The organism is Geotalea toluenoxydans JCM 15764, assembly GCF_001311985.1.
Taxonomy (GTDB): domain Bacteria; phylum Desulfobacterota; class Desulfuromonadia; order Geobacterales; family Geobacteraceae; genus Geotalea; species Geotalea toluenoxydans.
In genome coordinates, this window is record NZ_BBCJ01000004.1 from 125,789 (window position 1) to 150,494 (window position 24,706).

The 24,706-nt window shown below is 54.6% G+C and carries 22 protein-coding genes and 5 pseudogenes; 18 read left to right on the forward strand and 9 right to left on the reverse strand.

Features of this window, described 5'->3' with window-relative positions; genetic code table 11:
- Window position 1: 1 nt before the first annotated feature.
- The 3 genes and pseudogenes from JCM15764_RS03735 to JCM15764_RS03745 form a co-directional block, all read right to left on the reverse strand.
- Window positions 2–1,858: pseudogene (locus tag JCM15764_RS03735) on the reverse strand (cytochrome c3 family protein).
- A 221-nt stretch (window positions 1,859–2,079) separates the two neighbouring features.
- Window positions 2,080–3,723, reverse strand: coding sequence for a B12-binding domain-containing radical SAM protein (locus JCM15764_RS03740; RefSeq protein ID WP_279384251.1), 1,644 nt, complete (start codon window positions 3,721–3,723; stop codon window positions 2,080–2,082).
- 279 nt (window positions 3,724–4,002) lie between these two features.
- A complete protein-coding gene (locus JCM15764_RS03745) occupies window positions 4,003–4,545 on the reverse strand; it encodes an MXAN_5187 C-terminal domain-containing protein (protein WP_054692826.1) in 543 nt (180 codons plus the stop codon).
- A 195-nt stretch (window positions 4,546–4,740) separates the two neighbouring features.
- On the opposite strand from JCM15764_RS03745, the pseudogene glmU reads away from it, so the two are divergent.
- Window positions 4,741–6,113, forward strand: a pseudogene (gene glmU, locus JCM15764_RS03750) (bifunctional UDP-N-acetylglucosamine diphosphorylase/glucosamine-1-phosphate N-acetyltransferase GlmU).
- Between the two features lie 39 nt (window positions 6,114–6,152).
- Window positions 6,153–7,981 (forward strand): annotated as a pseudogene (gene glmS / locus JCM15764_RS03755) (glutamine--fructose-6-phosphate transaminase (isomerizing)).
- A 57-nt stretch (window positions 7,982–8,038) separates the two neighbouring features.
- On the opposite strand, the gene JCM15764_RS03760 reads toward glmS, so the two are convergent.
- The 5 genes from JCM15764_RS03760 to JCM15764_RS03775 all read right to left on the reverse strand — a co-directional run bounded on the left by JCM15764_RS03760 (window position 8,039) and on the right by JCM15764_RS03775 (window position 10,036).
- Entirely contained in the window at window positions 8,039–8,254 is a 216-nt protein-coding gene (locus tag JCM15764_RS03760; protein ID WP_054692728.1) for a hypothetical protein, read from the reverse strand.
- An 87-nt stretch (window positions 8,255–8,341) separates the two neighbouring features.
- The gene (locus JCM15764_RS03765) at window positions 8,342–8,827 is read right to left on the reverse strand and encodes a glycine/sarcosine/betaine reductase selenoprotein B family protein (protein WP_054692731.1); all 486 of its coding nucleotides are present in this window, start codon (window positions 8,825–8,827) and stop codon (window positions 8,342–8,344) included.
- Between the two features lie 45 nt (window positions 8,828–8,872).
- Entirely contained in the window at window positions 8,873–9,127 is a 255-nt protein-coding gene (locus JCM15764_RS21685) for a carboxymuconolactone decarboxylase family protein (protein WP_243688304.1), read from the reverse strand.
- Entirely contained in the window at window positions 9,109–9,405 is a 297-nt protein-coding gene (locus JCM15764_RS21690; protein ID WP_243688305.1) for a carboxymuconolactone decarboxylase family protein, read from the reverse strand. The genes JCM15764_RS21685 and JCM15764_RS21690 overlap by 19 nt, the downstream gene beginning before the upstream one ends.
- A 43-nt stretch (window positions 9,406–9,448) precedes the next feature.
- The gene (locus tag JCM15764_RS03775; RefSeq protein WP_054692733.1) at window positions 9,449–10,036 is read right to left on the reverse strand and encodes a TetR/AcrR family transcriptional regulator; all 588 of its coding nucleotides are present in this window, start codon (window positions 10,034–10,036) and stop codon (window positions 9,449–9,451) included.
- A gap of 274 nt (window positions 10,037–10,310) precedes the next feature.
- On the opposite strand from JCM15764_RS03775, the gene JCM15764_RS03780 reads away from it, so the two are divergent.
- From JCM15764_RS03780 to JCM15764_RS21705, 11 genes and pseudogenes are all read left to right on the forward strand, one after another.
- Window positions 10,311–11,012, forward strand: coding sequence for a LytR/AlgR family response regulator transcription factor (locus JCM15764_RS03780; protein WP_054692735.1), 702 nt, complete (start codon window positions 10,311–10,313; stop codon window positions 11,010–11,012).
- Window positions 11,013–11,244: 232 nt separating this feature from the next.
- The gene (cooS, locus tag JCM15764_RS03785) at window positions 11,245–13,137 is read left to right on the forward strand and encodes an anaerobic carbon-monoxide dehydrogenase catalytic subunit (RefSeq protein WP_243688320.1); all 1,893 of its coding nucleotides are present in this window, start codon (window positions 11,245–11,247) and stop codon (window positions 13,135–13,137) included.
- Window positions 13,138–13,143: 6 nt separating this feature from the next.
- The gene (locus JCM15764_RS21695; RefSeq protein ID WP_243688306.1) at window positions 13,144–13,368 is read left to right on the forward strand and encodes a nucleotide-binding protein; all 225 of its coding nucleotides are present in this window, start codon (window positions 13,144–13,146) and stop codon (window positions 13,366–13,368) included.
- Between the two features lie 8 nt (window positions 13,369–13,376).
- A complete protein-coding gene (locus JCM15764_RS03790; protein ID WP_243688307.1) occupies window positions 13,377–13,967 on the forward strand; it encodes an ATP-binding protein in 591 nt (196 codons plus the stop codon).
- A 16-nt stretch (window positions 13,968–13,983) separates the two neighbouring features.
- A complete protein-coding gene (locus JCM15764_RS03795) occupies window positions 13,984–14,577 on the forward strand; it encodes a 4Fe-4S dicluster domain-containing protein (protein ID WP_054692737.1) in 594 nt (197 codons plus the stop codon).
- Window positions 14,578–14,603: 26 nt separating this feature from the next.
- Window positions 14,604–15,802 (forward strand): annotated as a pseudogene (locus JCM15764_RS03800) (NAD(P)/FAD-dependent oxidoreductase).
- A gap of 277 nt (window positions 15,803–16,079) precedes the next feature.
- Window positions 16,080–17,066 carry a fibronectin type III domain-containing protein gene (locus JCM15764_RS03805; protein WP_054692739.1) on the forward strand — a complete coding sequence of 329 codons (987 nt, stop codon included), beginning with the start codon at window positions 16,080–16,082 and terminating at the stop codon, window positions 17,064–17,066.
- A gap of 569 nt (window positions 17,067–17,635) precedes the next feature.
- A complete protein-coding gene (locus JCM15764_RS29295; RefSeq protein WP_439645252.1) occupies window positions 17,636–18,061 on the forward strand; it encodes a CxxxxCH/CxxCH domain c-type cytochrome in 426 nt (141 codons plus the stop codon).
- Window positions 18,043–18,384, forward strand: a pseudogene (locus tag JCM15764_RS29300) (CxxxxCH/CxxCH domain c-type cytochrome); the annotation flags it as partial. The gene JCM15764_RS29295 and the pseudogene JCM15764_RS29300, both read left to right, overlap by 19 nt.
- 170 nt (window positions 18,385–18,554) lie before the next feature.
- A complete protein-coding gene (locus tag JCM15764_RS03815) occupies window positions 18,555–20,846 on the forward strand; it encodes a CxxxxCH/CxxCH domain c-type cytochrome (RefSeq protein WP_054692745.1) in 2,292 nt (763 codons plus the stop codon).
- 32 nt (window positions 20,847–20,878) lie between these two features.
- Window positions 20,879–21,160 (forward strand): CxxxxCH/CxxCH domain-containing protein, encoded by a 282-nt coding sequence (locus JCM15764_RS21705; RefSeq protein WP_243688309.1) that lies wholly within the window; start codon window positions 20,879–20,881, stop codon window positions 21,158–21,160.
- Here the strand turns inward: JCM15764_RS21705 and JCM15764_RS03825 are convergent.
- Complete coding sequence (locus JCM15764_RS03825) at window positions 21,049–21,288, reverse strand: hypothetical protein (protein ID WP_243688323.1); 240 nt, start codon at window positions 21,286–21,288, stop codon at window positions 21,049–21,051. The two genes, JCM15764_RS21705 and JCM15764_RS03825, sit on opposite strands and share 112 nt — an antisense overlap.
- On the opposite strand from JCM15764_RS03825, the gene JCM15764_RS03830 reads away from it, so the two are divergent.
- From JCM15764_RS03830 to JCM15764_RS03850, 5 genes are all read left to right on the forward strand, one after another.
- Window positions 21,289–22,083 carry a CxxxxCH/CxxCH domain c-type cytochrome gene (locus JCM15764_RS03830; protein ID WP_054692753.1) on the forward strand — a complete coding sequence of 265 codons (795 nt, stop codon included), beginning with the start codon at window positions 21,289–21,291 and terminating at the stop codon, window positions 22,081–22,083.
- A 341-nt stretch (window positions 22,084–22,424) separates the two neighbouring features.
- On the forward strand, window positions 22,425–22,958 hold the full coding sequence (locus JCM15764_RS03835; RefSeq protein ID WP_243688310.1) for a hypothetical protein: 534 nt from the start codon (window positions 22,425–22,427) through the stop codon (window positions 22,956–22,958).
- An 83-nt stretch (window positions 22,959–23,041) separates the two neighbouring features.
- Window positions 23,042–23,662, forward strand: a complete 621-nt coding sequence (locus JCM15764_RS03840) for a transglutaminase-like domain-containing protein (RefSeq protein ID WP_054692759.1) — start codon at window positions 23,042–23,044, stop codon at window positions 23,660–23,662.
- A gap of 167 nt (window positions 23,663–23,829) precedes the next feature.
- Window positions 23,830–24,234 (forward strand): hypothetical protein, encoded by a 405-nt coding sequence (locus tag JCM15764_RS03845; RefSeq protein ID WP_054692762.1) that lies wholly within the window; start codon window positions 23,830–23,832, stop codon window positions 24,232–24,234.
- Window positions 24,235–24,274: 40 nt separating this feature from the next.
- On the forward strand, window positions 24,275–24,571 hold the full coding sequence (locus JCM15764_RS03850; RefSeq protein ID WP_054692765.1) for a hypothetical protein: 297 nt from the start codon (window positions 24,275–24,277) through the stop codon (window positions 24,569–24,571).
- Window positions 24,572–24,706: the final 135 nt, after the last annotated feature.

Genomic DNA, 24,706 nt, shown 5'->3' on the forward strand with positions numbered 1-24,706 from the left:
CCTAGTGGGATCCCCCGGCAAGGAAGGCGAACAGCATGAGCACGACAAGGGTAAGACCGGTAATTACGGCTGTGAAGCCGAAGGCCTTGACGATGAAATCATAGGCGATACCGCTGGTGCGCTTGGCCCTGAAATTCTCGGTGATTCCCTGTTCCTCGTAACGTTTCCACTGGTCGCCACGCTCCTCAAGGAACTCATGCTTGGGCAACTGTCCGTTGAAAATGACGAAGTCCATGGGGAACTTCTCCGGCCGACCATGGGTGTTGAAGAAGTGGACGGTGAAGATGAACCCGGTGGCCAGCAGCGCTTCGTCGGAATGGACGATGGTTGCCACGTTGAATGCCCAGCCTGACAGGAAGTAGCCGAATATCTCCGGGAACCACAGCATCAGGCCCGAACCGCCGATGGCAAACATACCCCAGAAGACGGCGATGAAGTCGAATTTTTCCCAATATGTCCAGCGCTCAAAGGTCGGCTTCGGTCCCCGGAACAGGAACCAGCGGACCATTCCGGTGACGTCCTTGATATCCCTGAAATTGGGCATCAATGAGTCGGGTCCGAACATCCTCTGCAGGAAGTTGCCCTTCAAGTCCTTGCGGATGAAGAGGAAATGGATGCTAAGGGCAATAGCACTGGCGAAATAGACAAAGGTAATGCCTGCACAGATCCTGTGGATAAAGCCGGCTTTGGCCGATCCACCTAAAAGCTCCATGAACATCTTGGCCCAGACCTGGTCGCTGAACTTGAGCGGCAGGCCGGTCAGCGAAAGACCGAGGAAGCTGATGATCACCAGGAGGTGGAGGAAAATGTGCCGTCTCTGGAAGCGACGGTAAACGGCATGTCCATCTGCTACTACATGTCCAACATGACCTTCCATGAGGGCCTGTGCTTTTTCCCTGTTCTCCACAAAGCCGCGGAACATCCAGAGCAGCGAGTGGAGCCAGAATACGGCAAAGGTGCCCACCAGCAGGCCGGTCATGGCAATGAATGTGTAAAAGAGGATGGGGTATTTCTCCCGGTCGGTGTGTTCGCCATGGGCATAGAATTTGGTAAAGAGCGCTGTAGCATTTTTATGGCACTGGGCGCAGGTTACTACCAGGTTCTGCGGGTTGACGCTTGATTTGGCGTCCTTGGCAGGAAGCACCATATGAGCAGTATGGCAGTCTGCACAGCCGGCGACCTTCTCAGGGAAACCGAGCCGGTAGTTCTTGCATGGTAGCTTTCCATGTAAGTCTTTACAGCGACATTGAAGACGCCGTTACGTTCCATCATCTTCTCGTCGCTATGGCACTTCATGCACACTTTGGTGTGGAATTCACGGTTGGTGTGGGATTTGGGATCTCCCAGGGGCTTGATGTCATGGAGGTTGTGGCAGTCGTGGCAGGCTGCAGAATCCTGGTTGCCTGCTGCAACGGCCTTGCCGTGAACGGATTGCTGGAAGACAGCCTGTTTTTCATGGCACTGGATGCATTTTGCGACAACAATGCGTTTTGTCCTTCTTCCAGTAAGTATGGGTGTGGATGTCGGTGTGGCAGTCGGCACATTTCACATCGTTCTGGACGTGGACGCTGTTGTAATGTTCAGCATTCTCCTTTTTGTGGCAACGCTCGCAATGGACCTTGGCGATCTTGGTCTCGCCCCGCATATGCCTGGCAAGATCGGTGATCTCCACGTGACAGCTGGTACAAGCATTTTTACCGTGGACTGACGCAGCAAAGGCGGCAGCGGAAATCTTGTTGCTGTGGCAGCCAAGGCAGGTGGCCGGGTCAATGGCCATCCCCTGCTCGGCGGCAGTCGGCCCGACAAAAGCCAAAAGCAGCAACAGGGCAGGAAGCAATCTGGTTACGATCTGAAACATGAAACAACCTCCATACGACAAAGTAAGCGTCTTAGAACGCGAATAGCCTGCTGTGTTCAATTAATGAGGTTTTGTTAAGTCAAATAGGCTGACGGCAAGGCACTCATAGCAAATGACCGGATACTAATATGGGGAAGATTAAAAAGCAACAGGAAAAAAGTATACAATATACACTCTATTGCTCATATGTTCCTGCCAGAAAGGCTTCTGGAAATTAACGCTCATTTTTCACTGATGGTCACAATGCCCTCTGCTGCCGCGAACTCGAGAAAGGAGCTTGCTTCTTCAGCTGCAAGTCCGATACCAGTCAGGATTTCCCCGGCGGGCTTTCCGCAGCCAAGGCGTTGCAGTAGCAGGTAATAAGGCTCAATCAGTGACTCGGTGAAAACGTCGTCCGCCCGTGGATATATGACGGCGAAGGACCCGCTGGGCTTGAAACATCCGGCAAATTCACGCAGGTTGATTTCCCCTGCCTCCAGAATATCGATTATCTCGAAATTGAATCTGGCAAGAATAGCGGAGGGGGAAAGGGTGAGCGGCTCGCGGAGCAGATCGGTGTGCTCCAGTTCCCTGTCGGTGGGGAGGTCGGGCAGAGGAGAAAGAAGAGCTGATGCATAGTAGTAGTGAAAATCCACCAGGTCATGAACCAGCGGGATCAATTGAGCTCTTTTCTTCTCGGTGAAAAGATATTGCAGGAACCGGCGTTGCATCTGCAGGATCTCCCCGTCACTCAATTGATCTTCACCGGTCACCGTAATTTTTTGTTCGCTAAGCCAAAGCATGAAAGATTCCAGCAAGGCAGCCGGTCTGAGATGAAGGGCCTGAAGCACCGAGTTGAACCAGGCTACCGCTTTCCCCCTGCTGTAGAAAATATCGCAGGCGGCGGCCAGTTTTCCGGCAATCTCCATATCTGCCGCGGAAAAGGTCGGAGATGAGGCAACAGTGTAAGGCGCGGATTTTAGCCAGGCAAGCCCGAGTTCCTCAGCCCGCTCGGCCAGACGGGTCCCGGGCAGTACCGCGAGGGGGAAGATATCCAGGTGATTGGGATACAAGGACAGGGCAAAATCAAGGCTTTGCCTGAAGCCGGCCAAGCTGTCGCCGGGTAGCCCGTAGATCAGATCGAAACCGAAAATTGCTCCCACATTGTTCAGCATGCCAATCTTGGCGCTGAAGTCCTGCTGATTGAATACCCTTCCCACGTTACGCTGTACAAGCGGGTCCGCGCTTTGAAGCCCTATCTGCAGAGAGCAGGTGATTTCTGCGAACAGTCTCGCCAGTTCCGCATCAATAAACTCACTTCTCACCTCGAAGTGGAAATGGATGTGGGGTGCCACCTTTTTGATCAGGCGCAGTATTGTTTTTGCCCGCTTCATATCCTGATTGAAGGTGGAATCAAGAACGAAGACCTGGGCAACCTTCTTCTTGACAAGGAAATTCAGTTCTTGCGTTATCCTCTCCAGGGAGAAATGCCGAACGCCGACACCCCCTTTGTGGTCGAAGCAGAATTCGCAGGCAAAGTTGCAGCCACGGGAGAGTTCCCATAATACCCCATCCCCTTCACTGGGAGCGAGGACCCCCGATAAATATGGTGAAGGTAGTTGATCCAGGTCCGGCTCAGGGTGCCGGTGAAAGGACTGGAAGCCTTCTTGCTGCGCAAGGGCAAGGCCTCCGGTCCCGGCAAGTGAACTGCCCTGGGTCATGCGTGCCATGACATCGACGAAGGTGGATTCCCCTTCACCGACGACGATAAAATCCAGCGTGGAAGTGGCAAGTAATCTCTTCGTATCGGCAGTAGCCTCGGGGCCCCGGCGAAAAGCGTCAACCGTGGCATCAGCTTCCGCAGCGCAGAGACGATACCGAGGCACTCGTTGCGATTCCAGACGTACATGGAGAATCCTACCGCGTCAGGGTCCAGCTTGAGGATGTCTTCGATGAATTGTTCTTGGGGTGTACCGATGAACGTAGCGGCGAGGGATACGGAAACCTTGCCAGAGAGCCCTTCCTCATGGTCCAGGGCTGCCTTCAGACAGGCAGCGGCAAGAGGGACCGCCTGTGGGGATGGAAAGGGATGGATGGAGGCAAGGACTACATGCACGGGAAGCTCCGATGCATAACGGCATCAGGTGGAATGGAAATTTCGATCATCACTGCTTGGGCCGGGCTTTTATTTTGGGCTTGCCGTCCTCGATGACGACCTTGAATTCAACACTGTTGCAGTTATACTTTGAAGAAATCAGGGGCTTCTGTTTCTCGATGGCCGCGGAGATCATGTCGGGGGTGATGCTGCTTGTCGGCAGATTACAGGCCTTGCGTGCTTCCACAAATTCCCTGTACAGTTCATTCACCTTGGTGTCGCCCTTCGCTTCACGAGGCTGTTTCTTGTCCGGATGTTGAGAGTGCATGGCCATTTTGAAGCGGTCACGGGAGTACTTTCCTTCCTCTATCAGGCGGTTGATTCTGGTCCATTTCTGCTTGTGGGTGTTAAAGGACGCAACCAGGGAATTATACCTGAACTTGAGCATCGTGTTGGAGATGTTGGTGTTGGCGTATTTTCGGCAGGCTCTTTCGACAGTGTCCAGAAGATTCAGGGGTTCGCGTTTTTCCAGACCAAGGAAAAACTGTTCATACTTTGTAACCAGTTCATGCAGGTTCTGTTCGAAAAATAACAGATCTTCAGGTATCCCCATGTTCCCTCCGAAGCTTAAATATAACTGCAAGATATTGATTCTGTAAAGGGAAAACCAAGAGTATCCGGACATAGGTTCACGGGGGATACCGTTCTTATGGCAAGTCATCCCTCCCCTGTTAATATGTTGACGAAGCAGTGGCTTATTTGCTAGAAGTGATAATTTACTTATGAAGTCTCAACTGGAGGCCTTTCAATGGCAAAAGTGGCTGCAATTGTCCTTGCTGCCGGCAAGGGGACACGAATGAAATCCGAACTGGTCAAGGTCATGCACCCCCTGTCCGGCATGCCGATGATTTCCTGGCCGGTCAACGTGGCACGGGAGGCGGGTGCTGCGGTCATAACGCTGGTCGTCGGTCACCAGTCGGAAAAGGTACGGGAATTTTTTGCCGATCAAGGGGACATTGTTTTTGCCTCCCAGGAGGAGCAACTGGGCACCGGGCATGCGGTTGCCTGCTGCAGTGAGGCGCTTTCAGGTTTCACGGGCACCATTCTTATTCTGTGCGGCGACGTGCCGTTGATTACCCCGGAGACCCTGCAGACGTTCCTCGACTACCACCAACGACAGCTGGCCGCCGTTACCGTTCTTACCACCTGCATGGACAACCCCTATGGCTACGGCAGAGTGATCAAAGACGCAGCGGGTCATGTGACGGAAATCGTAGAAGAAAAAGACGCAAGCGCCGAACAGCGGCAGATAAACGAGATTAATTCAGGCATCTATTGTGTTGATGCCGGGTTTCTCTTCACTGCCGTCGCCGATCTGAAAAATGACAACGCCCAGAAAGAATATTATCTGACAGATATCATCAAGACAGCCGTTGCTGAAAGGCGGACCTGCTGCGCCTTTCCCATTGCCGATCCGATGGAGGTAATGGGGGTAAACGACCGCGTGCAGCTGGCAGAAGCAGGCCGCATCATAAGGGTGAGAATCAATAAGGCATTGATGGTGCAGGCACAACCATCATCGATCCCGAGGCAACTTACATAGATCATGGGGTCGTCGTCGGCCGTGACACAACCATTTATCCCAACGTCTGCATCTCCGGCGACACCGTCATCGGCGACAACTGCGTCATCGAATCTTCAGCCGTGATCAAGGGGTGTAAGGTAGGGGACTGTGTGACGATCAAGGCCGGCTCGGTGATGGAGGATTCCGTCATAGGCAACACGGTTGCCATCGGGCCAATGGCACATCTCCGGTCTGGCACCGAGCTTGGAGACGAGGTCAAGATCGGCAATTTCGTTGAAACAAAGAAGATCGTCATGGGCGCGGGCTCCAAGGCATCACACCTTACCTACCTTGGCGATGCGACCATCGGCAGCCATGTGAACATCGGTTGCGGAACCATAACCTGCAATTACGACGGGGTGAAAAAACACCGGACCGTCATCGAAGATGACGTCTTCGTCGGCAGCGACGTGCAGTTCGTAGCTCCGGTTACCATTGGCCGCAACTCCCTTGTTGCCGCAGGAACCACTGTCACTGCCGATGTCCCACCAGACTCCCTGGCCATCGCCAGGGCTCCCCAGGTCAACAAGGAAGGCTGGACGCTGAGGAAAAAATAAACCGGATGAAAAATCTGAAACTGTAATGGAGTTATAAATATGTGCGGAATTGTTGGTTATACAGGCAGACAAGAAGCAACCCCCATTATTCTTGATGGTCTGAAAAGGCTTGAATACCGGGGCTATGATTCTGCAGGCATCTGCACCCTCAATAACGGCCATGCCGAAACCAGGCGCAGCGAGGGCAAACTGATAAATCTGGAAAACCTCCTTGCAAAAGAGCCGATTGCCGGCGCCATCGGCATTGGCCACACCCGCTGGGCAACCCACGGCAGGCCCTCCGAAATAAATGCCCATCCCCATCAGGCCGGGCCGGTGGTTGTCGTCCACAACGGCATTATCGAGAATTATCTGCAGCTGCGGGAAGAGTTAAGGGCCGCCCACCATACCTTCAAGAGTGAAACAGACACCGAAGTGATCGCCCATCTGGTGGAGAAAAAGCTCCGTGAAGGCGGAGATTTTGAAAAGGCCGTGCGACAGGCGCTGGGTGAACTACGTGGCGCCTATGCAGTCTGCATCCTCTGTGAAACCGAGCCCGGCACCATGATCGCCGCCAAACAGGGCTCGCCCATGGTTATCGGCCTCGGTGACGAGGAATTTTTCGTCGCCTCCGACATCCCGGCCATTCTGTCCCACACCAGGGAAATGATCTTCATGGAAGATGGAGAAATGGCGATCTTTCGTAACAATAAGCCTGTGTTCTCCACGGTTGCCGGCGCTCCCTTGACGAAGAACTCCCGTCACATCGACTGGTCGCCGCTCATGGCGGAAAAAGGGGGATACAAGCACTTCATGCTAAAGGAGATCTTCGAGCAGCCGCGCGCCATCAGTGACACCATCGCCGGCAGACTCTTGGAGGAAGAGGGTGACGTCTACCTTGAAAGCCTCTCGTTGCCGGACGGCGAGCTGAAAAAAGTCGAGAGGATCTGCATCATTGCCTGCGGCACCTCCTGGCATGCGGGTCTGGTGGGGAAATTCCTTCTTGAGGAGCATTGCCGGATTCCGGTGGAGGTGGATATCGCCTCGGAATTCCGCTATCGCAATCCCGTAGTCAATGATCGGACCCTTATCATCCTCATCTCCCAATCGGGAGAGACTGCCGACACCCTGGCAGCCATGCGTGAAGGCAAAGCCAGGGGGGGCAAAAACGTTGCCATTTGCAACGTTGTGGATTCCTCAATCGCCCGCGAAGCCGACGGCGTCGTCTATACCCACGCCGGCCCCGAGATCGGCGTTGCCTCCACCAAGCATTCGTCACCCAGCTGGTAGCACTCTATCTCTTCACCATCAAGCTTGGCCGCACCATCGGCACCATCGACAAGGAGAAGGGCCAGACAATGATCGCCTCCCTGGTCAGGGTGCCGACACTCCTGGAAAAGACCCTGGAACTCAATCATCAGGTCGAGAGCGTGGCCAAAAGATACATGAACGCCCGGGATTTCCTCTACCTCGGCCGCGGCATCAATTATCCCATCGCCCTGGAAGGGGCATTGAAACTCAAGGAGATCTCCTATATCCACGCGGAGGGATATCCCGCTGGCGAAATGAAACACGGCCCCATCGCCCTCATTGACGAAAATATGCCGGTCGTCATCCTCGTTCCCCAGAATGCCAACTATGAAAAAGTGGCTTCCAACATGGAAGAGGTCATTGCCCGTGGCGGCAGGGTCATCGCCATCTGCTCGGCAGGAGACCGTGAGATAGCAGGCAAAGCCGAGGTAACCCTGGAAATACCCCAGGACAACGACGACCTGGCGCCGATCCTCCTCTCGGTGCCCCTGCAGCTCTTAGCCTACCACGTGGCGGTCCTCAAGGGAACCGACGTGGACCAACCGCGCAATCTCGCCAAGAGTGTGACGGTGGAATAGGGGCGCATTCTGCTTTTGATGATTGTTTGTTGATCGTGAAAAATAAAGCAGGTTTCATCAGTGTGCTTCTTTGCGCAGTTGCCGCTCTCGCAGATCATCTTTCCACTGGTACGGCAAATCAACAATCGACCCGGCTGGTAATGTTTCTGTTGCATAGTGTAAGCAATCTTTCAGTACCGCCTCGTGTGTCGTCTCGTCACCCACATCGCCAAGTGTGAGACCAAAGGGGTGCTGAATAAATAGAGCTTTTGATGGCTTGACCAGGTCGGTCATCTCTTTTACCAGAGTTAATGAGATCGTAGTGATGCCGAATATATCCAGTACTCTTTGAACCAGTCCCACGGACTGGGAACATATCGGTCACGAGGGGACCAGGATCGCCAGATCTACCCCATCGTCACGGAGCATTCTGGCAACCTGGGGAGCATTATTCCAAAGCAGTCTCTCAGTACGAGGGATGTAACCCATAAATGAAAAGTGGCGGGGAGCAACCGCGCCAATAGTTCCGTTTTCCTGCATCCGTCCGAGGAGTTGAAATGGGAATACCGTATCCAGATCATTTAAAGCTCGCCTGGTGTCATAACCGGGATGTGAGAGTGAAATTTGTTCGGAAGGCGTATTACTTGGAATAATGCGATAGCTGTCATCTCCAAGGGGGTTGCGGGTATCAAAGCGGGTCTGGCTTTCGGCAAGGTAAGCACCTGCAGTTACGACCAGTGCGATGCTGCATTCGTTGATCGGTTTCTTAAGAGGTGTTGCTTCAGTAGGTTCGGCAAACGATGCCCACTGGAAGTCAGGAAGGACTTTCCCCCTGACATATTCACCTTCAACATCTAAATAGCTCATAGGTATCTCCCTTTTTGCAATGGCTTAGGATCATAAGACCCAGTGTCACGTGAAGTCAACTTCGACCTGCAGAACATCCAGGAACTTGTTGAAGGCTGTAAAGAGTTCCATGACGCCAAGTGCTTCAATTATCTCGGCATCGATAGCGCCTGTTTGCTTAAGTGCAGCAAACTCTTCATCGGGAACTCGCAATGGAGTAGTGTTTGCTTTACGGGCAAAGGATATCAGTGCCCGTTCCTTGGTAGTGAAGTTCGCCTGCTCCAGGTCTTCTTCAATTGATCTTATCTCTTCCTCAGACACTCCAATTGCCCGCAACGCTCCCGTGTGAGCCGCGACACAGTAGGCGCAGCATTATCTCGTGAAACCAGAACGGCAATGGCCTGTTTGGTCTTCTGGCTTAACGTTCCCTCTCCCATTACCGCCTTTACCTTGTTCCAGTTGGCCTTGAGTAAAGGCAGGTGATTGGCATAGGTGAGAAAGAGGTTCGGGACTTTCCCGAATGCACCTTCTATCTCGGCGAAAACTTCTTTTATTTCTTTTGTGGCTGTCGTTACGTCATAGGTTGCTATCCTGGCCATTTTCTTGTCCTCCATTTCTGAATAGTGTACCCAGTCTCTCTGTTCAAGTTCGCAAATCAAGAGTGATTCGTAATGTCTCAAGACACTCTTTCATCGGCCGCTCATCCTTTTTGAGCCGGGACATCATGATGCCACCCTCTATAGTTGCGATGATGTGTTTTGCCAAAGCTTCACTACTTATGTCAGTTCTTATTTGTCCTGACTTTTGAGCCATAGCGACAACGACTTCAACTCTGTTGATCCATTCATCAAAAACAGCATCGATAGCACCGGCAAATTCAGGGTTAGAGTCACTCATTTCAAGGGCGGTGTTGCCGAAAATACAGCCACCGACAAAACCAGTACCCAGATGCTTTTCCAACGCGCACCGAAAGAACTTATCAATACACACCCCGGGATTTTCACCACCAAGAGCCTTACTCAGAAAATCCATGAACTCTGCCGTTGCCTCACTCAAAACCTCGTGTGCAATGGCATCTTTCCCTGCAAAATGAAAATACAAACTTCCTTTCTGCATGCCTGTTGCTGCAACGAGGTCACTTATCGTTGTTGCGTTGAAACCCTTGCTATTGAAAAGCTCTCGTGCAACTTCAAGTATTTTTTCACGAGTCAATTCGCCTTTGGTTTTCATGTCGCCCTCCCCATAAAACCGAACGTTTGGTTTATTTTTCTCACAAATAACCAAAAAGTCAATTCAATATATAATTAGGATTGTCTGAACCTGCCCCCACTTAAGATACCGGTGGATGAAGGGGGCAGTATTCGACCCACCCCTTTCTTTTTTGTTGTTGATGCAATATAGTTCCCGATGCTAGTAGTCAGTCGGAATCTCCTGCTATCCTCTCGCTACGATCCGTTAAGTCAGACAGACTCCTGATATGGCTAGCCGAAAGGAAACCAAACATATGAGCCGAACACTTATTAGTATGATTGAGCAGATGGAGCCGGGAGTGGTAATCCTCAACGATGATCTGACGGTCTCTTCCGTGAGCAGCATGATTTTCCTGATTTTCGGTCATATCCCTCGCGAACGGATCTTTGCTGGAGACCTCCTGGGCATTCACAGTGAGGAGGCACGCGCCAAGGTAAAGGAGACGTTGCGGCTGGCACGCCAGGCACAGAGGCATATTCCTCTCTCGCTCAAGTTTGTCACCAGTGAAGGCCAGGACCGATACCTGCTGATCAAGCTGATAACCATTGTGGGCCGTGAATCCGCCGACGACAAGACCTGCGCCCTGTTTTACGACATAACCCCCTTCACCCTGGCTGAACGCAAACTTACCCGGGTGCCGGTCACTTCCCGTGGTGAGATCCATCTCCTCAAGCCGGAAGAGATCGTTTACCTCAAGGCTGACAATATCTATTCCATGATCTATACCGAATCGGGCGAATACCATAGCGACCTGTCCATCGGCGCCATTGAAAAACGCCTTCCCGGCGAGATGTTTTTCCGCATTCACCGCAGCTTCCTTGTCAATATCACCAGAATCCGCAAGGTTCATCGCGAGCGCCACGAATGTACTGTGGAAGCCGTAGGAGGCGAGGTGCGCCTGCCGGTCAGCCGCGACAAGCTGCAAGGTTTTCTGATGGAAATGGGTCTTAAGTAACCCTCGCCTGTACCATTCACTTCATTTTTCCTACCTTCCACAAGCCCGACACCCCTTCCGCAAGATCCCGCTGTTTCACTTCTCCTCCATAGCGTATACTTGGACAAAAAATCATTACAAACGTTTACGAGGAGGACAGCATGGACGTGGCATACGAGGGTCATGACAAGCGCAGCGCTGATCCGGCAGCCGTGGAGATGCTGCGGATTGCGACCGGGAGGGATATGCAACCATTTGGGAGCGCTATGAAAAACAGCAGCCCCAGTGCAGCTACGGCCAGTTGGGAACCTGCTGCCGGATCTGCTCCATGGGGCCCTGCCGGATCGACCCCTTTGGCGATGGTCCGACCCATGGCGTCTGCGGGGCTACCGCCGATACTATCGTGGCTCGTAACCTGGCGCGTATGACTGCCGTCGGCTCTTCTTCCCATTCCGACCATGGCCGCAAAGTGGCCTTGCTGCTCAAGGCAGTGGCAGACGGCAGCAATACTGATTACCAGATCAGCGATGAAAAAAAACTATTGGCCGTGGCAACCCGCCTCCACATCCCCATCACCGGTCGCTCATTACCAGGGGTGGCTGCCGATGTGGCGGCTGTCGCCCTTGACTGTTTCGGCAATCAAGGCGAAGAGCCGTTGGTTTTCATGGAAAAGTATATGCCCGGCAAACGATTCCAGCGCCTGAAGGGGCTGGAGGAGACTCTCTACAAAACTACCGGGGCCAAGACCGGCCTTCTGCCCAGGGCTATAGATCGCGAGGCGGTGGATATCCTGCACCGTACCCACTTCGGCTGTGATCACGACCCTCTTTCCCTGGTGGCGCAGTCCATACGGTGCTCCCTGTCCGACGGCTGGGGCGGTTCACTCATTGCCACCGAGCTGCAGGATATCCTGCTGGGGTCGCCGACAATCAGGCCAGTCAAGGCCAATCTGGGAGTCCTGGAAGCGGAAAGCGTCAATGTCGTTGTCCATGGTCACGAGCCGATCCTGTCGGCCAAGGTGGTGGAGATGGCCCAGTCGGAGGAGTGTCGCCGGGCGGCTGAGGCTGTTGGAGCCAAACGGGTAAACGTGGTGGGGCTCTGCTGTACCGGCAACGAGGTGTTGCTTCGCCAGGGGGTCGGCATGGCCGGCAATGAATCCCACAGCGAACTTGCTATCATGACTGGGGCGGTGGATGCCATGGTGGTGGACGTGCAGTGCATCTATCCGGCTCTTGCCGATCTCGCTTCCTGCTTTCACACAAAGTTCGTTACCACCAGCGAGCAGGCCAAGATCCCCGGCGCCTTGCACATCCAGTTCGAGGAGCAACATGCCGACGCAATTGCCACCCGGATCATCAAGACCGCCATCGCCGCCTTTCCCAATCGTAACAAGGCCAGGGTCCATATCCCACAACACAGCTCCACTGCCATTGTGGGATTTACGGTGGAGGAGATCCTAAAGGCACTGGGGGGAACTCCCCAGCCCCTCGTCGACCTGATCGTCAACGGCACTATCAAGGGGGTCGCGGGGATCGTCGGCTGCAACAACGTGAAGGTACAACAGGACTTTTTTCACCGGGTATTGACGACGGAACTAATCAAGCGGGACATCCTGGTAATCGGTACCGGCTGCTGGGCCATTGCCGCCGCCAAGTCCGGGCTGATGGACTTGCCTGCCCAGGATCTGGCGGGACCGGGCCTGAAAGGGGTCTGCAAACAGTTGGGAATTCCGCCGGTGCTGCACATGGGATCGTGTGTGGATTGTTCTCGAATGCTCAACCTGGCCGGGGCCATTGCCGATCATCTCGCAGTGGATATCTCCGACCTGCCGCTGGTAGGGTCGGCACCGGAATGGACCACAGAAAAGGCCGTAGCCATAGGATCCTATTTTGTCGGCTCCGGAATTCCTGTACATCTCTGGCCTCTGCCGCCGATTCTGGGAGGTCCGGAAGTAACCAGAATACTGACCAGGATGCCAGGGATTTGCTGGGGGGATGGTTTTTCGTGGAAGAGGACCCGGTGGCCACAGCCGATCAGATGGAAAAGATCATCATGGAACGGCGCGGTGCGCTGGGTATCTGAACAGGAGGGAGTTTCCCATGTGTCAACCGCAATCACCCGGGTTTCGAGTTGTTATCACCGGTAAAGGGGGGTGGGCAAGACCACTCTCACCTCATGTCTGGCCACCATCCTTGCCAGGAACGGTATCAATGTCCTGGCGGTGGATGAAGACCCGCAGATGAATCTGCCCAATGCTCTCGGAGTAGGGTTCGAGGCAGCGTCGCGTATTGTGCCGCTCAATCGCCACGCCGACTACATCGAGGAAAAGACCGGCATCCGGCCGGGAAGAAGCGGCTGGGGTGCCTGTTCAAGCTGAATCCCGACGTGGACGACGTGGTAAGCCGGCTCGGCTTGAAGGTGGCCGAGAATCTCAACCTGCTGGTGATGGGTACGGTCAAACAGGCCGCCGGCGGCTGCCTGTGTGCGGAAAACGTCCTCCTGGATGCCACCATCCGGCACCTTGCCTTGCGCGGCAACGAGGCTATCCTGCTGGATACCCAGGCTGGGATGGAACATTTTGGCCGGGCACTTGCCAAAGGTTTCGGTCAATGCGTGGTGGTGGCAGACAGTTCGTACAATGCCCTGAGTGTGGCCAGCCATTCTGCCGCTCTGGCACGCCAAAGCGGGATTCCGATGGTCTATCTGGTGGTAAACCGGGTTACTCCCGGTGAGGGGCGACTGGCGCGTTTTCAACTGGAAAGCGACCAACTGTTTAAGGATATTTTCGATGCCGTGATCGAGCTGCCGGCCGAACCACAACTGCAGGCACTCGATCCCCATGTGGCAAGGATCATGGACTATCACCGGAGTGCGTACACTACCGCCGTGACGCGGCTGGCCTCACTTCTGAATTCGCCTCCCTGCACCTGTACTGCCGACCACCACCATAGCCACAGTCATCAACACGCCCATTAATCACGGAGAAGATGCCATGAAAAGGATATTCGTGGATTATAAGAAGTGCCTGGCCTGTAAAGCCTGCGAAACCGCCTGTGCCGTGGAACATCATCCATCCGGCAACCTGTATGCCGCCCTGGGTGACCGCAAGACCCAGGTGAACGTTCGGGTGCTGGGGATCGAACATGAGGCCTTCCCGCTCTCGTGTCGGCATTGTGACCCGGCAGACTGCCTCAATGCCTGTCCTTCCGGCGCCATCTGCCGTGACCCGGAGAGTGGGGCGGTTGTGCTGGATGCCGCACTGTGCAAAGCCTGCGCCATGTGTGCCATGGTGTGTCCCTTCGATGCCATCTCGTTCAAACAGACACACCGTTCCTGCTATAACCGTGACGTCGCCTACAAATGCGACCTGTGCAACGGACGAATCAAGGCGGGAGACGAACCTGCCTGCGTGGCTGCCTGCCATTCCGGCGCCCTGGTCTATACCGAGAATGATGCAGCCCGGACGCAACGTGCCTCCCGAAGTCTGCGGAGTTACCTGCTGGGAGAAGAAGGCCCTCCCCCATTGCTTGAGCTGTTCCGGGAACTGCGCAGGAAAGAATTTGCCCGGCGTCGTGGAGGGCTATGATGAAGGTTGTGACGGTCGGTACCGGCATGGCAGCGGCGGAATTTGTCCAGCGGCTGAGGCTGGATGGATTCAGCGACGAGATTGTCATGTGCAGTGACGAGGATTTCGCCCCGTATTCCCCATGCGTGATCCCTTTTTACTTGGCTGGTGAACCCTTTGACACGGTTTTCTGGAAAGGAAAGGACTTTTACCGGCACTACCGGGTGACGCCCCGCCTCTCAGACCCTGTGGTTGAAGTGGATGCGGAAAAGCGGATTGTCAGGACCGCTGCGGGAAGGACCGAGGTCTATGACCGGTTGTTTTACGCAGCCGGTGCGCGGAGTTGGTATCCTTGCCCCGAATGGCTCGAGACGCAGGGCGTGTTCGGTTTCAAGACACTAACCGACATGGTGGCAATCGATAAATATATCAAAGAGCACAACATCAAAAAAGGGGTGGTGTTCGGCGGTGGATTCATCGGTGTCGATGCTGCCTGGCCTTGCGGCACCGGGGCCTGGATATGACGCTGGTGCATCGCAATAACCGGATCCTCTCCCAGATGACCGACGAGGAAGGGGGGCAGTTCGCCACCCGCAAACTGGCACGGAAAACCGGCATCGACATCAGACTGAAGTGTACGGTAAGCGAGATCGTTGCAGATGGCGGCCAACTTGCTGCAGTTGGGTTATCAGACAACAGCATGATGGAAACCCGCTTGCTGATTGTTGCCATCGGCGTCTCGCCCAATTCGGAGCCATTACGTGGGCATGACAAGGGGGTGCCGGTTGACCGGCAGATGCTGGCCGGCGCCGGAATATATACAGCCGGAGATGTTGCCGTCACTCCACATGCCGTTACCGGGGCGACCGGCATCTACGCCACGTACCCCAATGCCATGCAGCAAGCTCGCACCGCTGCCAGGCACCTGTTGCACGGCCATTGCCAGTATGCCGGATCCGTGAATACCAACGTGCTGAAAAAACACATTGATTTTCCCATAGTATCTGCCGGCAGTTTTACGGGAGAGGCGGTAACCTGGCAGCAGGGGGACATCTGGCGACGGGTTTATCTGGAGGACGATATGATCAACGGCTACATCATCATCGGCGATACCCGTATCTCCGGATATATCTATCAGCTGTACCTGTCCCGCAAGAAGGTGGGTAGCACCATTAAGAAAATCCTCTCTGCGCCCCGTCATGACGCCTACTATCGCCATATGCTGGGATGTGATCAGGAGCCGTAATTTTCCAATAAAGCCCCCTGACTTTGTCAGCCTGTTTCAGGCAGCCTTTCCCCCCTCAATTAATATCCCTCATTAAATAGTTATGGCATTCAAAATGCTGTAACGGTTCATTCCGAATTGTCTTCTGCCGGAAAAACGGTCAAGAAACAAAATAGCTGGTTACTCAGACAGCGTTGCCGCTTGTTGAATTGATTCAGCGTATTAACGGGTCACCAGGATTGTCATGCTATTTAACGTAAATGTGAAAGAGGTTAAATTTTCCTAAGGAGGAACGCAGATGGCAAAGCGAACGGCCGTAAAGGCCCGGGCATGGTTCGGGCAGCAGATCGCACTCCTGTGTCTATTGCTCATATCAGCGTGGAGTGTCTGGGGCGCAGAGATGGTAACCAACGGTGCTTTCAGTGGCAGCACCGGCTGGACATTCAGTACCGCCACCTATGACAGCACCACAGGCAGAAGTGCTAATGGTTCTGCCAAGCTGTACATTGCGGGAAGAAACACAGCCACCGCCGGTACAGTGACACAGTCGATTTCCATTCCTGCCGGGTCAGTCATCAATGCTGTGGCCTTGTATTCCCAGTTGACCACCAATTATGAGACTGCAGGCGACAACATATCGGTAGACCTGCGTTATGAAGATGCCACCACCGTCAACATTTTCAGTTCCGGTGAGCTTACCAACAGCGCTTGGACTGTGCGCAATGGCGCCGGTGTCACCTTAGCGCAGAATGTCAATCAGATTATCATCACCATGAACACCAAGGCGGGCAATAATACGGCAGCAAACGCCTCCCTGTGGGTGGACGACCTGTCCATCAGCTACACTGCATCAAACAACGGTACTACTCCCGGCGCAATGACATCCTTTGGCGCCACGGATAAACAGATCAGCATCCAAGTCGCCTTCACAGGCGATGATGATAACGATAACAGTTGTGTCATTGCCTACGGCACTACTCCTGGTAACTACAACTTTACGGCTCCGGCGCCGGTTAAAGGTGCAGGTATTTACACCACCACCGTCAGCGGCCTTACTCCCAATACCCCCTATTATTTCCAAGCCACTTTTACAGATCCAGATAACGTTCCCGGCACGGTGACCGGTACATTCTCCACGACCCCACCTCTTTCGGACCCTCTGCTGCACAACAGCATCAACCTTGCGCCAAATATTGGTCGGCCAGCAGCGGTTGGGGTGTTGCCGGTGGTCAGTATGGAGAGTTCACCTGTACCACCTGTCATAATCGAAACACCGGTAACATAAAAAGGGTAGTGGGTTCGATACCTGCCACCATCGGTACGGCAGTAGTGAAACCTGTAACATACCGCAACGTCACCGCCTTCGGTAACGATGCCGGCGGGCATGCTACTTCGCAGCGCATCTGTGAAGTCTGCCACACCCAGACCACAGTGCATAAGTACAACCAGACAACCGGCGACCTGAATCACAAGAACGCCAACTTAACTGACTGTACCTCCTGTCACGCCCACAACAAGTCCTTCGGTGCATCTTGTAACAGTTGCCACGGGTATCCCCCCATCAACGCCACTCTTGGTACTGACGGTCTGGCCTCGCCTGCAACAGGCGTGCTGGTCTCCGGGCAGGCTGGCGCCCATGCCACCCACGTCAATGTCCGCGGCATGACCTGCGAAACCTGTCACCAGGGCTATACTCAAAACCCGATGGGGAATCAGACCCTGGAATTTGGTTTCAATATCAACGAAGGAACCATAGCCGGATTCAAAGGCACCTTCAACGGCGGCAGTTTTGCCAGTAAAACCCCATATTCCCCTTACAGCAGCAACTCAACCTATACCGGCACGACAGTCAACATGGCAACAGGCAACAACAATACCTGTTCCAACCTCTACTGTCACGGCGGGTATGCAGGCAGCAACGGCTCCCTCACGGTTCCCTCCTGGACCGCCGGTGCAACGGCCAAGGGTTGCGGTGCCTGCCACGGCGTAAGCCAGGCAACTCCTCCCACCTCCGGCAACCATGTCCGCCATACCGGAACGGCAACGGGCAACATGGGTATTGCTTGTAGTGATTGTCACGGGACACTTCCTGCCAATAATGCCCATGTTAATGGCAATGTGGTAACAAGCCTGAATCCCGCATCGAAACTGCGGGCAAATGCCACTTATAAGGCTTTGCCAACCAGTCTTCTGCAGCGCTCAGCTATGGCGCCTGTGCTGTTTACTGCCACAGCACGGTTCAGAATTCTACAGCCACTGCTGTTGCAACTCCGACAGTGACACCAGTCTGGGGAGGCGCACCAATCGTCTCCTGCGACACCTCGGCATGCCACGGCAATCCACCGGCCAATGCCAACCATTCCACCCACGTAAATGCAGGATACGAGTGTATTGTCTGTCATAATACAGCAGGCAAGGACACGGCCAAGCATGCCGACTACAACATCGATGTTACCTTCAGCGGCGTTGCCGGTTCCGGTACCTACAGCCAATCCCCCAACACCCCTGGCAACGGGTTCGGCACTTGTTCGGCGACTTACTGCCACAACGGTGCAGCCAGTGCTCCCACATGGAATGGCTCTTCCCTGCCGGCCGATTGTACAGGATGCCATGGTAATGAAGTGACCGCGGCAACCAAGTTGAGTGGAGCCCACAATGCCCATCTTAACAATGCAAGCCAGGGAGCGTCTTTACATGTAGTTCCTGCCACGCCCCGACTATTACCAACCCCAACAATAGAACGATTACGAACAGCATTTCCCATGTCAACGGCATGCTCAACTACTCCGGTCTCTATGCGGGCAGGAACGCGACCTGCAGCAACATCTACTGCCACAGCACCGGCAAGGGCGCCTTTGTCAACCCACCAACATGGGCCAGCGGCACAACCTTGAGCTGCAACGGCTGCCACGGCACCGGCGGCAATACAAGCGGTATGCCTTCACCGGACGCAGTGGGCGTCAACAGCCACGTCAAGCATCTGCCGTCCCAGGATACCACCAAGTGCGTCTACTGTCACCGGACCACCGTCAACGGCACCAATGCCATTATTGCAGGCAGTCAGCACATCAACAAGGCTCGCGACGTCCGCTTCAGCAAACCGAGCAGCTTCACCAACTACTCCGGTACCTACAATGCAGGCAACAGGACCTGTTCAACCTCCTACTGCCACGGAACCTCAGCTTCAGACGCCTGGGGTACCACAGGTCCCCTGGCATGCAACAAATGCCATGATTCCAGCAATGCTCTTCCAGGCGCCCATGGCATTCACTACAACACGGCAACCGTTGCCACCGGCCTTTACGGTGCAGTCCCCGGCAGCTCCAGCCAAAGCGCAACCGCATATCAGTTTGCCTGCTCCGCCTGTCACGGCACAGATACCAATGCCCATGCAGACTATCCCAAGACAGCCGTGTCCGATGCCACTATCTTCTTCGGCTTCAGTTCCGCCGGTCGTGGCGCCAATGCCAACACCGCCTATGTCCGCCAGGCTACCGGCGCTACCGACAGCAAAGGTTATGACTGGACCAGCGGCGGTAACGGCAACTGTACCACCACCTACTGCCACAGTAACGGCCGCGGCAGCAATGGCGTAAGTACAACCGTAAACTGGGGCATCACCGCCAGGGATGCAAGCTGCGGTACCTGCCACGGTACTTCGGCAACCACCATCGCAGGATCTAACCCTGCCAGTACACCGAATATGCTCTCCGGTGCTCATAAGGCACACATCTCTACAGTCTCTACCGGTGGCAGTTTTGCCTGTACCGACTGCCACGCTGACACCCTGAGCGGGAATACCACCATTGCCGCCAATGCTTATAACAAGCACGTCAACAAGTTCATCAACTACTCCGGCCGCTATGCCGGCAAGAACAAGACCTGTTCTACCTTCTACTGCCACAGCAACGGTAAAGGCGGCGCACCGGTCACAACCCTGCCTACCTGGACCAGCGGCACGACCCTTGGCTGTAACGGCTGCCACGGTTCCACGGGCAACGCCAGCGGTATGCCGACACCCGATGCCGTCGGCGTCAACAGCCACAACAAGCACCTGCCGACCCAGGACACCACCAAGTGCGTCTACTGTCACCGCACAACGGTCAACGGCACCAATGCCATCATAACCGGCAGCCAGCACATCAATGCTGCACGTGATGTCCGCTTCAGCAAGCCCAATGCCTTCACCAACAACTCGGGTGCATATAATGCCAGCAACAGGACCTGTTCGACCTCCTACTGCCACGGCACCGCAGCATCCGATGCCTGGGGTACCGCCGGACCGCTGGCATGTAACAAATGCCACGAATCCAGCAACGCCCTGCCCGGTGCCCACGTGATCCACTACAACACGGCAACCGTAGCCACCGGCCTTTACGGCGCAGCCCCCGGCACCTCCAGCCAGAGCGCAACCGCTTACCAGTTTGCATGTTCCTCCTGCCACGGTACCGATACCAGCAAGCATGCCAACTACCCAGTAACCAACGTATCAGATGCAACCATCTTCTTCGGCTTCAGTTCCGCCGGCCGTGGCGCCTCGGCCAACAGCGCCTATGCACCGCAGCTTACCGGCTCCACCGACCTCAAGGGTTACCAGTGGACGACCGGCGGCAACGGCAATTGTACCGCCACCTACTGCCACAGTAACGGCCGCGGTAGCAACGGCGGCAGCACAACGGTCAACTGGGGCGTAACAGCAAGAGATGCAAGCTGTGCAACCTGTCACGGTGACACCACAACCACCACTGCCGGAACAAATCCCTCCAGCACACCGACCATGCTTTCCGGTGCTCACAAGGCACACGTCGTTACCGGTACCGGCGGCGGCTTCGGCTGTATTGACTGCCACGCTACAACCGTTAGCGGCAATACCGCCATTGCAACAAACAGCTATAATAAGCACGTCAACAAGTTCGTTGACTACTCTGGTCTCTATGCCGGAAAAACAAAAACCTGCAGCAATATCTACTGCCACAGCACAGGCAGAGGAACCTTTGTCAATCCGCCCACCTGGGCAAGCGGCACAACCCTCAACTGTAGCGGCTGCCATGCTCCACCTCAGTAAACCTCACTTCTGGTAGCCATAATGCCCACCTTGTGGCCGGTGCAACCTGCCAGAACTGCCACTGGAACACCAGCCAGGCCAATGGCACAATTGCAGCCGTTGCCCAGCACATCAACAGAGCAGTCGGAGTCAACCAGGGCAGTACCTTTAAATCTGTTGCCGTCGGTTTCACAGGTACCACGAGCTGTTCGGCAATTTCCTGTCACAGCAACGGCACCTCCGGCGGGGCAGCGGCAGCAACATGGGGCGGTACCCTCAAATGTGACGGCTGCATCCCAATCTCTCCGCCGCCCACACGGTTCACGTCAACCTGAACCTGAGCACCGGCATCACGTTCTACAACTATACCGCCATCAAGTCCACAGGTTCCGAGCCGGTCAACGGCGTCAAGTACGGTTTCGGCTGCGGTACCTGTCATCCACTGGTGGAATCTACCTTCCATATGGACGGCAGCGTAGAGGTGCAACTTGATCCGGCCACCGTCGGCGCCGGCGCTCTGCGCCAGAAAAACGGCGTCGGCGCATTAATGAACGGTGACAAGAGCTGTGACCTTGTCTACTGCCACAGTGACGGTAAAAACGCCATGGTTGCAGGGCCTACCGGCAACGGCCATGCACCGGTCTGGACGACCACCTTTGCTGTCCTTGGTGGCGACCGTTGTACGAAATGCCATGGCAACTCGCCGCAAACCGCAGCCCACAACGCACACCAGGTCGGTATTCACTACGACAACATCTACAACGGTACGTCCGGCAAGTTGGCTGCTGTCAACACCGGTTCCTCCAGCCATGGTGTAGCAGGCCAGTCTACCACCATCACCTGTAACACCTGCCATTACAAAACGATCACCGCCTCTGGCAATGACCAGAACACCCTGTGCAAGACCTGCCACACCGGTCCGACACATCTGCAGGGGAATGCGGCCATTGCCGACTTCTCCTTCCATGTCAACGGCAGGAAAGAGATCTCATTCAAGCCTTCGCTCAAGGTCATCTCAAAGGCACAGCTCAGGCAGACCAGCTTCTCCAACTACTCCGGTCTCTGGGTACGTAACGGCGGCAACTACAAGAACGGCGTTAACGCCTTCGATACCGCCAAGACCGCTCTTACGGACACCATGTGGAACTCGACGGCAGGTAACTGCTCCAACATCTCCTGCCACAACCTGAGAGTGGGCGAGACAGTCAACTGGACCGACACCACCATCAGTTGCCAGTCCTGTCACAGCAAGCTGTAATTCGAACCATAAAACAGCAGCACAAAGAAAGGCCGGGTTTCTCCGGCCTTTCTTTTTTTCCCGACGGTTTAGCCTTGCTTCAGAGGCTGCGTCTGTGGGAGTGTCGTAACTTTCGTGTTAACAATTACATATGTATTTAAAATAATATAAATATGCTTGTCGTATTTTAATTGGTTTTCTATAGTCCCAATTGTCCTTTTATATTGAAGAGATAGGAAGTGTAAAATTTTTTTACAGTGTAAATTTTACACTTGTAAAAACTGCCTTCTTTTTTCCTCTTAGGAATTTTCTTTTGCAATGGAATATATAAATAGGTTTTTATGCTTGTTCTGGAGGGGGTAGTGCAGAGATTTCTACTTCGATTGGTGTTTCCCGTGTTGATGTTTTGCTCGCCGGCTTTTGGCGACGAGCTAGAAAAAGACCTGTCGCTGGATCTGCGAGAAAGCAGGGCCATTGCAGCCGCCACCAGAGCCAAGTCATACCGGGGCGAGCAGATAAGCGCCGAGGTGGTCAAGCTTAAGACACAGGCGGAGAAGATACGGGCAGGTTTATTGCTGCTCCAGGAACGTTACAAAACCCGCGTCTCAGCAAACTCTTCTCTTAACGGGCAGGCATTGGATCGCCAGGATGCAACTGCTGGTGGGCTCATCAAGGCGTTGGAGGAATACCTTGCTCTGATCGATGCCATCCCTCCGGACAATGTTGTCGCTCCTTCCGTGCTCGACCGCCTGCTGTCTGTCCTCAATGCTCTTGCTCCTCCGAAAAAAAGCACCATACTTGGCAGCCTTCCCTACAAACACCTCGGCTATCCCGCAAAAGAGCCGGCAACCTCACCTGTTGTAACCCCTGCCTACAAGGGCGGAGACGCAATGTAATCAAAGCCGATACCGCATCAACTCCTGAAGCTCCCATCTCCAAAGATATCTCAGAACTTGCCCAGTCCCTCAACTGGAACCCGGTGCTCATCTACGAATGGGTGAAGAACAACGTGGAGACCGAATGGTATTGGGGTGCCATGAAGGGAGCGGAGGAGACGCTGCGGCAGAAAAGCGGCAATGATGCCGATCAGTCAGCTCTGCTGGTCGCACTGCTTAGAGCCAGCGGTTTTCCGGCAAGGTATGTCAAAGGAACGATGGAGTTTTTTCCAGGCATTGAGCGGGCGAAGAATCTGATCGGTCTCGATGACCCGGCGAAAATTTATACCTTTCTTCAGAAAGCCGGCATACCGGTAAAGCCGGTTATTGCAGCGGGCAGAATTGTAAACCTCCAGGCCGAGCACCTCTGGGTGGAAAGTTACATTCCTTATTCCAACTACCGCGGCGCCGTCATAGACGAGCATGGCAAGATCTGGGTAGCTCTCGACACCAGTATCAAACCCCAGGGCTACACCAGGACTCAAGGAGCCGGTGTGCCGGCAGATATGCTCGGTACCTTCAGGAGCGAATACCTGGGAGAGCTGCAGGTTTTAGCCCCAATTGACTCTCTAAAGGACAAGCTGAACAAATCCCTCGCCGACAGCAGCCCGGCAAGAGCTGGTCCGACCTTACCGACAAGCAAGTCCTTGTACCGGATGTCCTGAAGATCCTTCCCGGAAGCCTGCAGTTCCCGCAGATTTCCATCACCGGCGAGTATCAAACCCTCCCCGAGGACCTGAAGCATAAACTAACCATCACCGGTACAGCCAACGGTACAGAGCTTTTCAGCCATACCCTCGACGCTTATAAAGTATCCAACCGCAGGCTGGCATTGCGCTACGAACCGGAAACCGTCGAAGATCAGGGCACCATCGACTCTTTCGGCGGACTGGACAATACGCCTCCGTACCTGGTGCGGTTGCGGCCGGTACTGACCCTGGACGGCGAACGGCTGGTGGTGGCCCAGGATGGCCTGCCCATGGGGGCAGACTATACCCTGAACATCGACATCGTCACCCCCAACGGCACGGAACGCATTACCAGCAACCAGATTATCGGCAACCTGGCGGTAATCGGCATCGTCAGCCAGAATGCCCAGCTCCAATCGCCATCAGTGAAGCAGACGACGCCGAAGCCATACTGCACAAGGAGGCAATCGGCTATATCCACCGCTGGAACAAATCCGAGGAGGATCTGGCGGCTCTGCTGGGGCAACGCATCTCCCGGCCGACCGTGACCGTGGCCACCGTCGGCGGCAGATCGACGTCACCTTTCTCATGGACACTCCCCACGATTTCCAGTGGAAAGGGCTCTTTCTCGATGCGGGCTATCGCAGAATCGAGACGGTGGGAAGAAACGGCAATGAGCAGGACTTCATGCGCCTGTCCGCCCTGGAAGGGTCCATCCTGGAAAACAGGATCTTCGAAGACGATCTGAAGGTCGACTCTGTCTCTACGGCAAAACTGCTGCAACTTTCGGCGGCAAACGGCATTACAACCATCACCATCGACAAATCCAGCAGCGATGGCTTATTACCGACTCTTCCTTCGATGATGCCATCAAAACGGACATAGCCAATGCCGTTAACCAGGGGCTCACCGTTACCATCCCGCAGAATGAGATTGGCTACTTCAATTGGAGCGGTGTCGGCTACATCAAGGAGAACCCGGAGACCGGTGAGTCGGGGTGGATGCTGTCCGGGCAGGTGG

Excerpts from the sequence above, each read along its gene's own strand:
- JCM15764_RS03830 (WP_054692753.1), top strand. The coding sequence starts at position 21,289 with ATGGACGGCAGCGTAGAGGTGCAACTTGATCCGGCCACCGTCGGCGCC.
- JCM15764_RS03765 (WP_054692731.1), bottom strand. The coding sequence starts at position 8,827 with ATGAGCTATTTAGATGTTGAAGGTGAATATGTCAGGGGGAAAGTCCTT.
- JCM15764_RS03825 (WP_243688323.1), bottom strand. The coding sequence starts at position 21,288 with ATGGAAGGTAGATTCCACCAGTGGATGACAGGTACCGCAGCCGAAACC.
- JCM15764_RS03795 (WP_054692737.1), top strand. The coding sequence starts at position 13,984 with ATGAAAAGGATATTCGTGGATTATAAGAAGTGCCTGGCCTGTAAAGCC.
- JCM15764_RS03805 (WP_054692739.1), top strand. The coding sequence starts at position 16,080 with ATGGCAAAGCGAACGGCCGTAAAGGCCCGGGCATGGTTCGGGCAGCAG.
- JCM15764_RS21690 (WP_243688305.1), bottom strand. The coding sequence starts at position 9,405 with ATGGCCAGGATAGCAACCTATGACGTAACGACAGCCACAAAAGAAATA.
- JCM15764_RS03775 (WP_054692733.1), bottom strand. The coding sequence starts at position 10,036 with ATGAAAACCAAAGGCGAATTGACTCGTGAAAAAATACTTGAAGTTGCA.
- JCM15764_RS03815 (WP_054692745.1), top strand. The coding sequence starts at position 18,555 with ATGCTCAACTACTCCGGTCTCTATGCGGGCAGGAACGCGACCTGCAGC.
- JCM15764_RS03780 (WP_054692735.1), top strand. The coding sequence starts at position 10,311 with ATGAGCCGAACACTTATTAGTATGATTGAGCAGATGGAGCCGGGAGTG.
- JCM15764_RS03850 (WP_054692765.1), top strand. The coding sequence starts at position 24,275 with ATGGACACTCCCCACGATTTCCAGTGGAAAGGGCTCTTTCTCGATGCG.
- JCM15764_RS03745 (WP_054692826.1), bottom strand. The coding sequence starts at position 4,545 with ATGGGGATACCTGAAGATCTGTTATTTTTCGAACAGAACCTGCATGAA.
- JCM15764_RS03760 (WP_054692728.1), bottom strand. The coding sequence starts at position 8,254 with ATGACCGACCTGGTCAAGCCATCAAAAGCTCTATTTATTCAGCACCCC.
- JCM15764_RS29295 (WP_439645252.1), top strand. The coding sequence starts at position 17,636 with ATGGCAACAGGCAACAACAATACCTGTTCCAACCTCTACTGTCACGGC.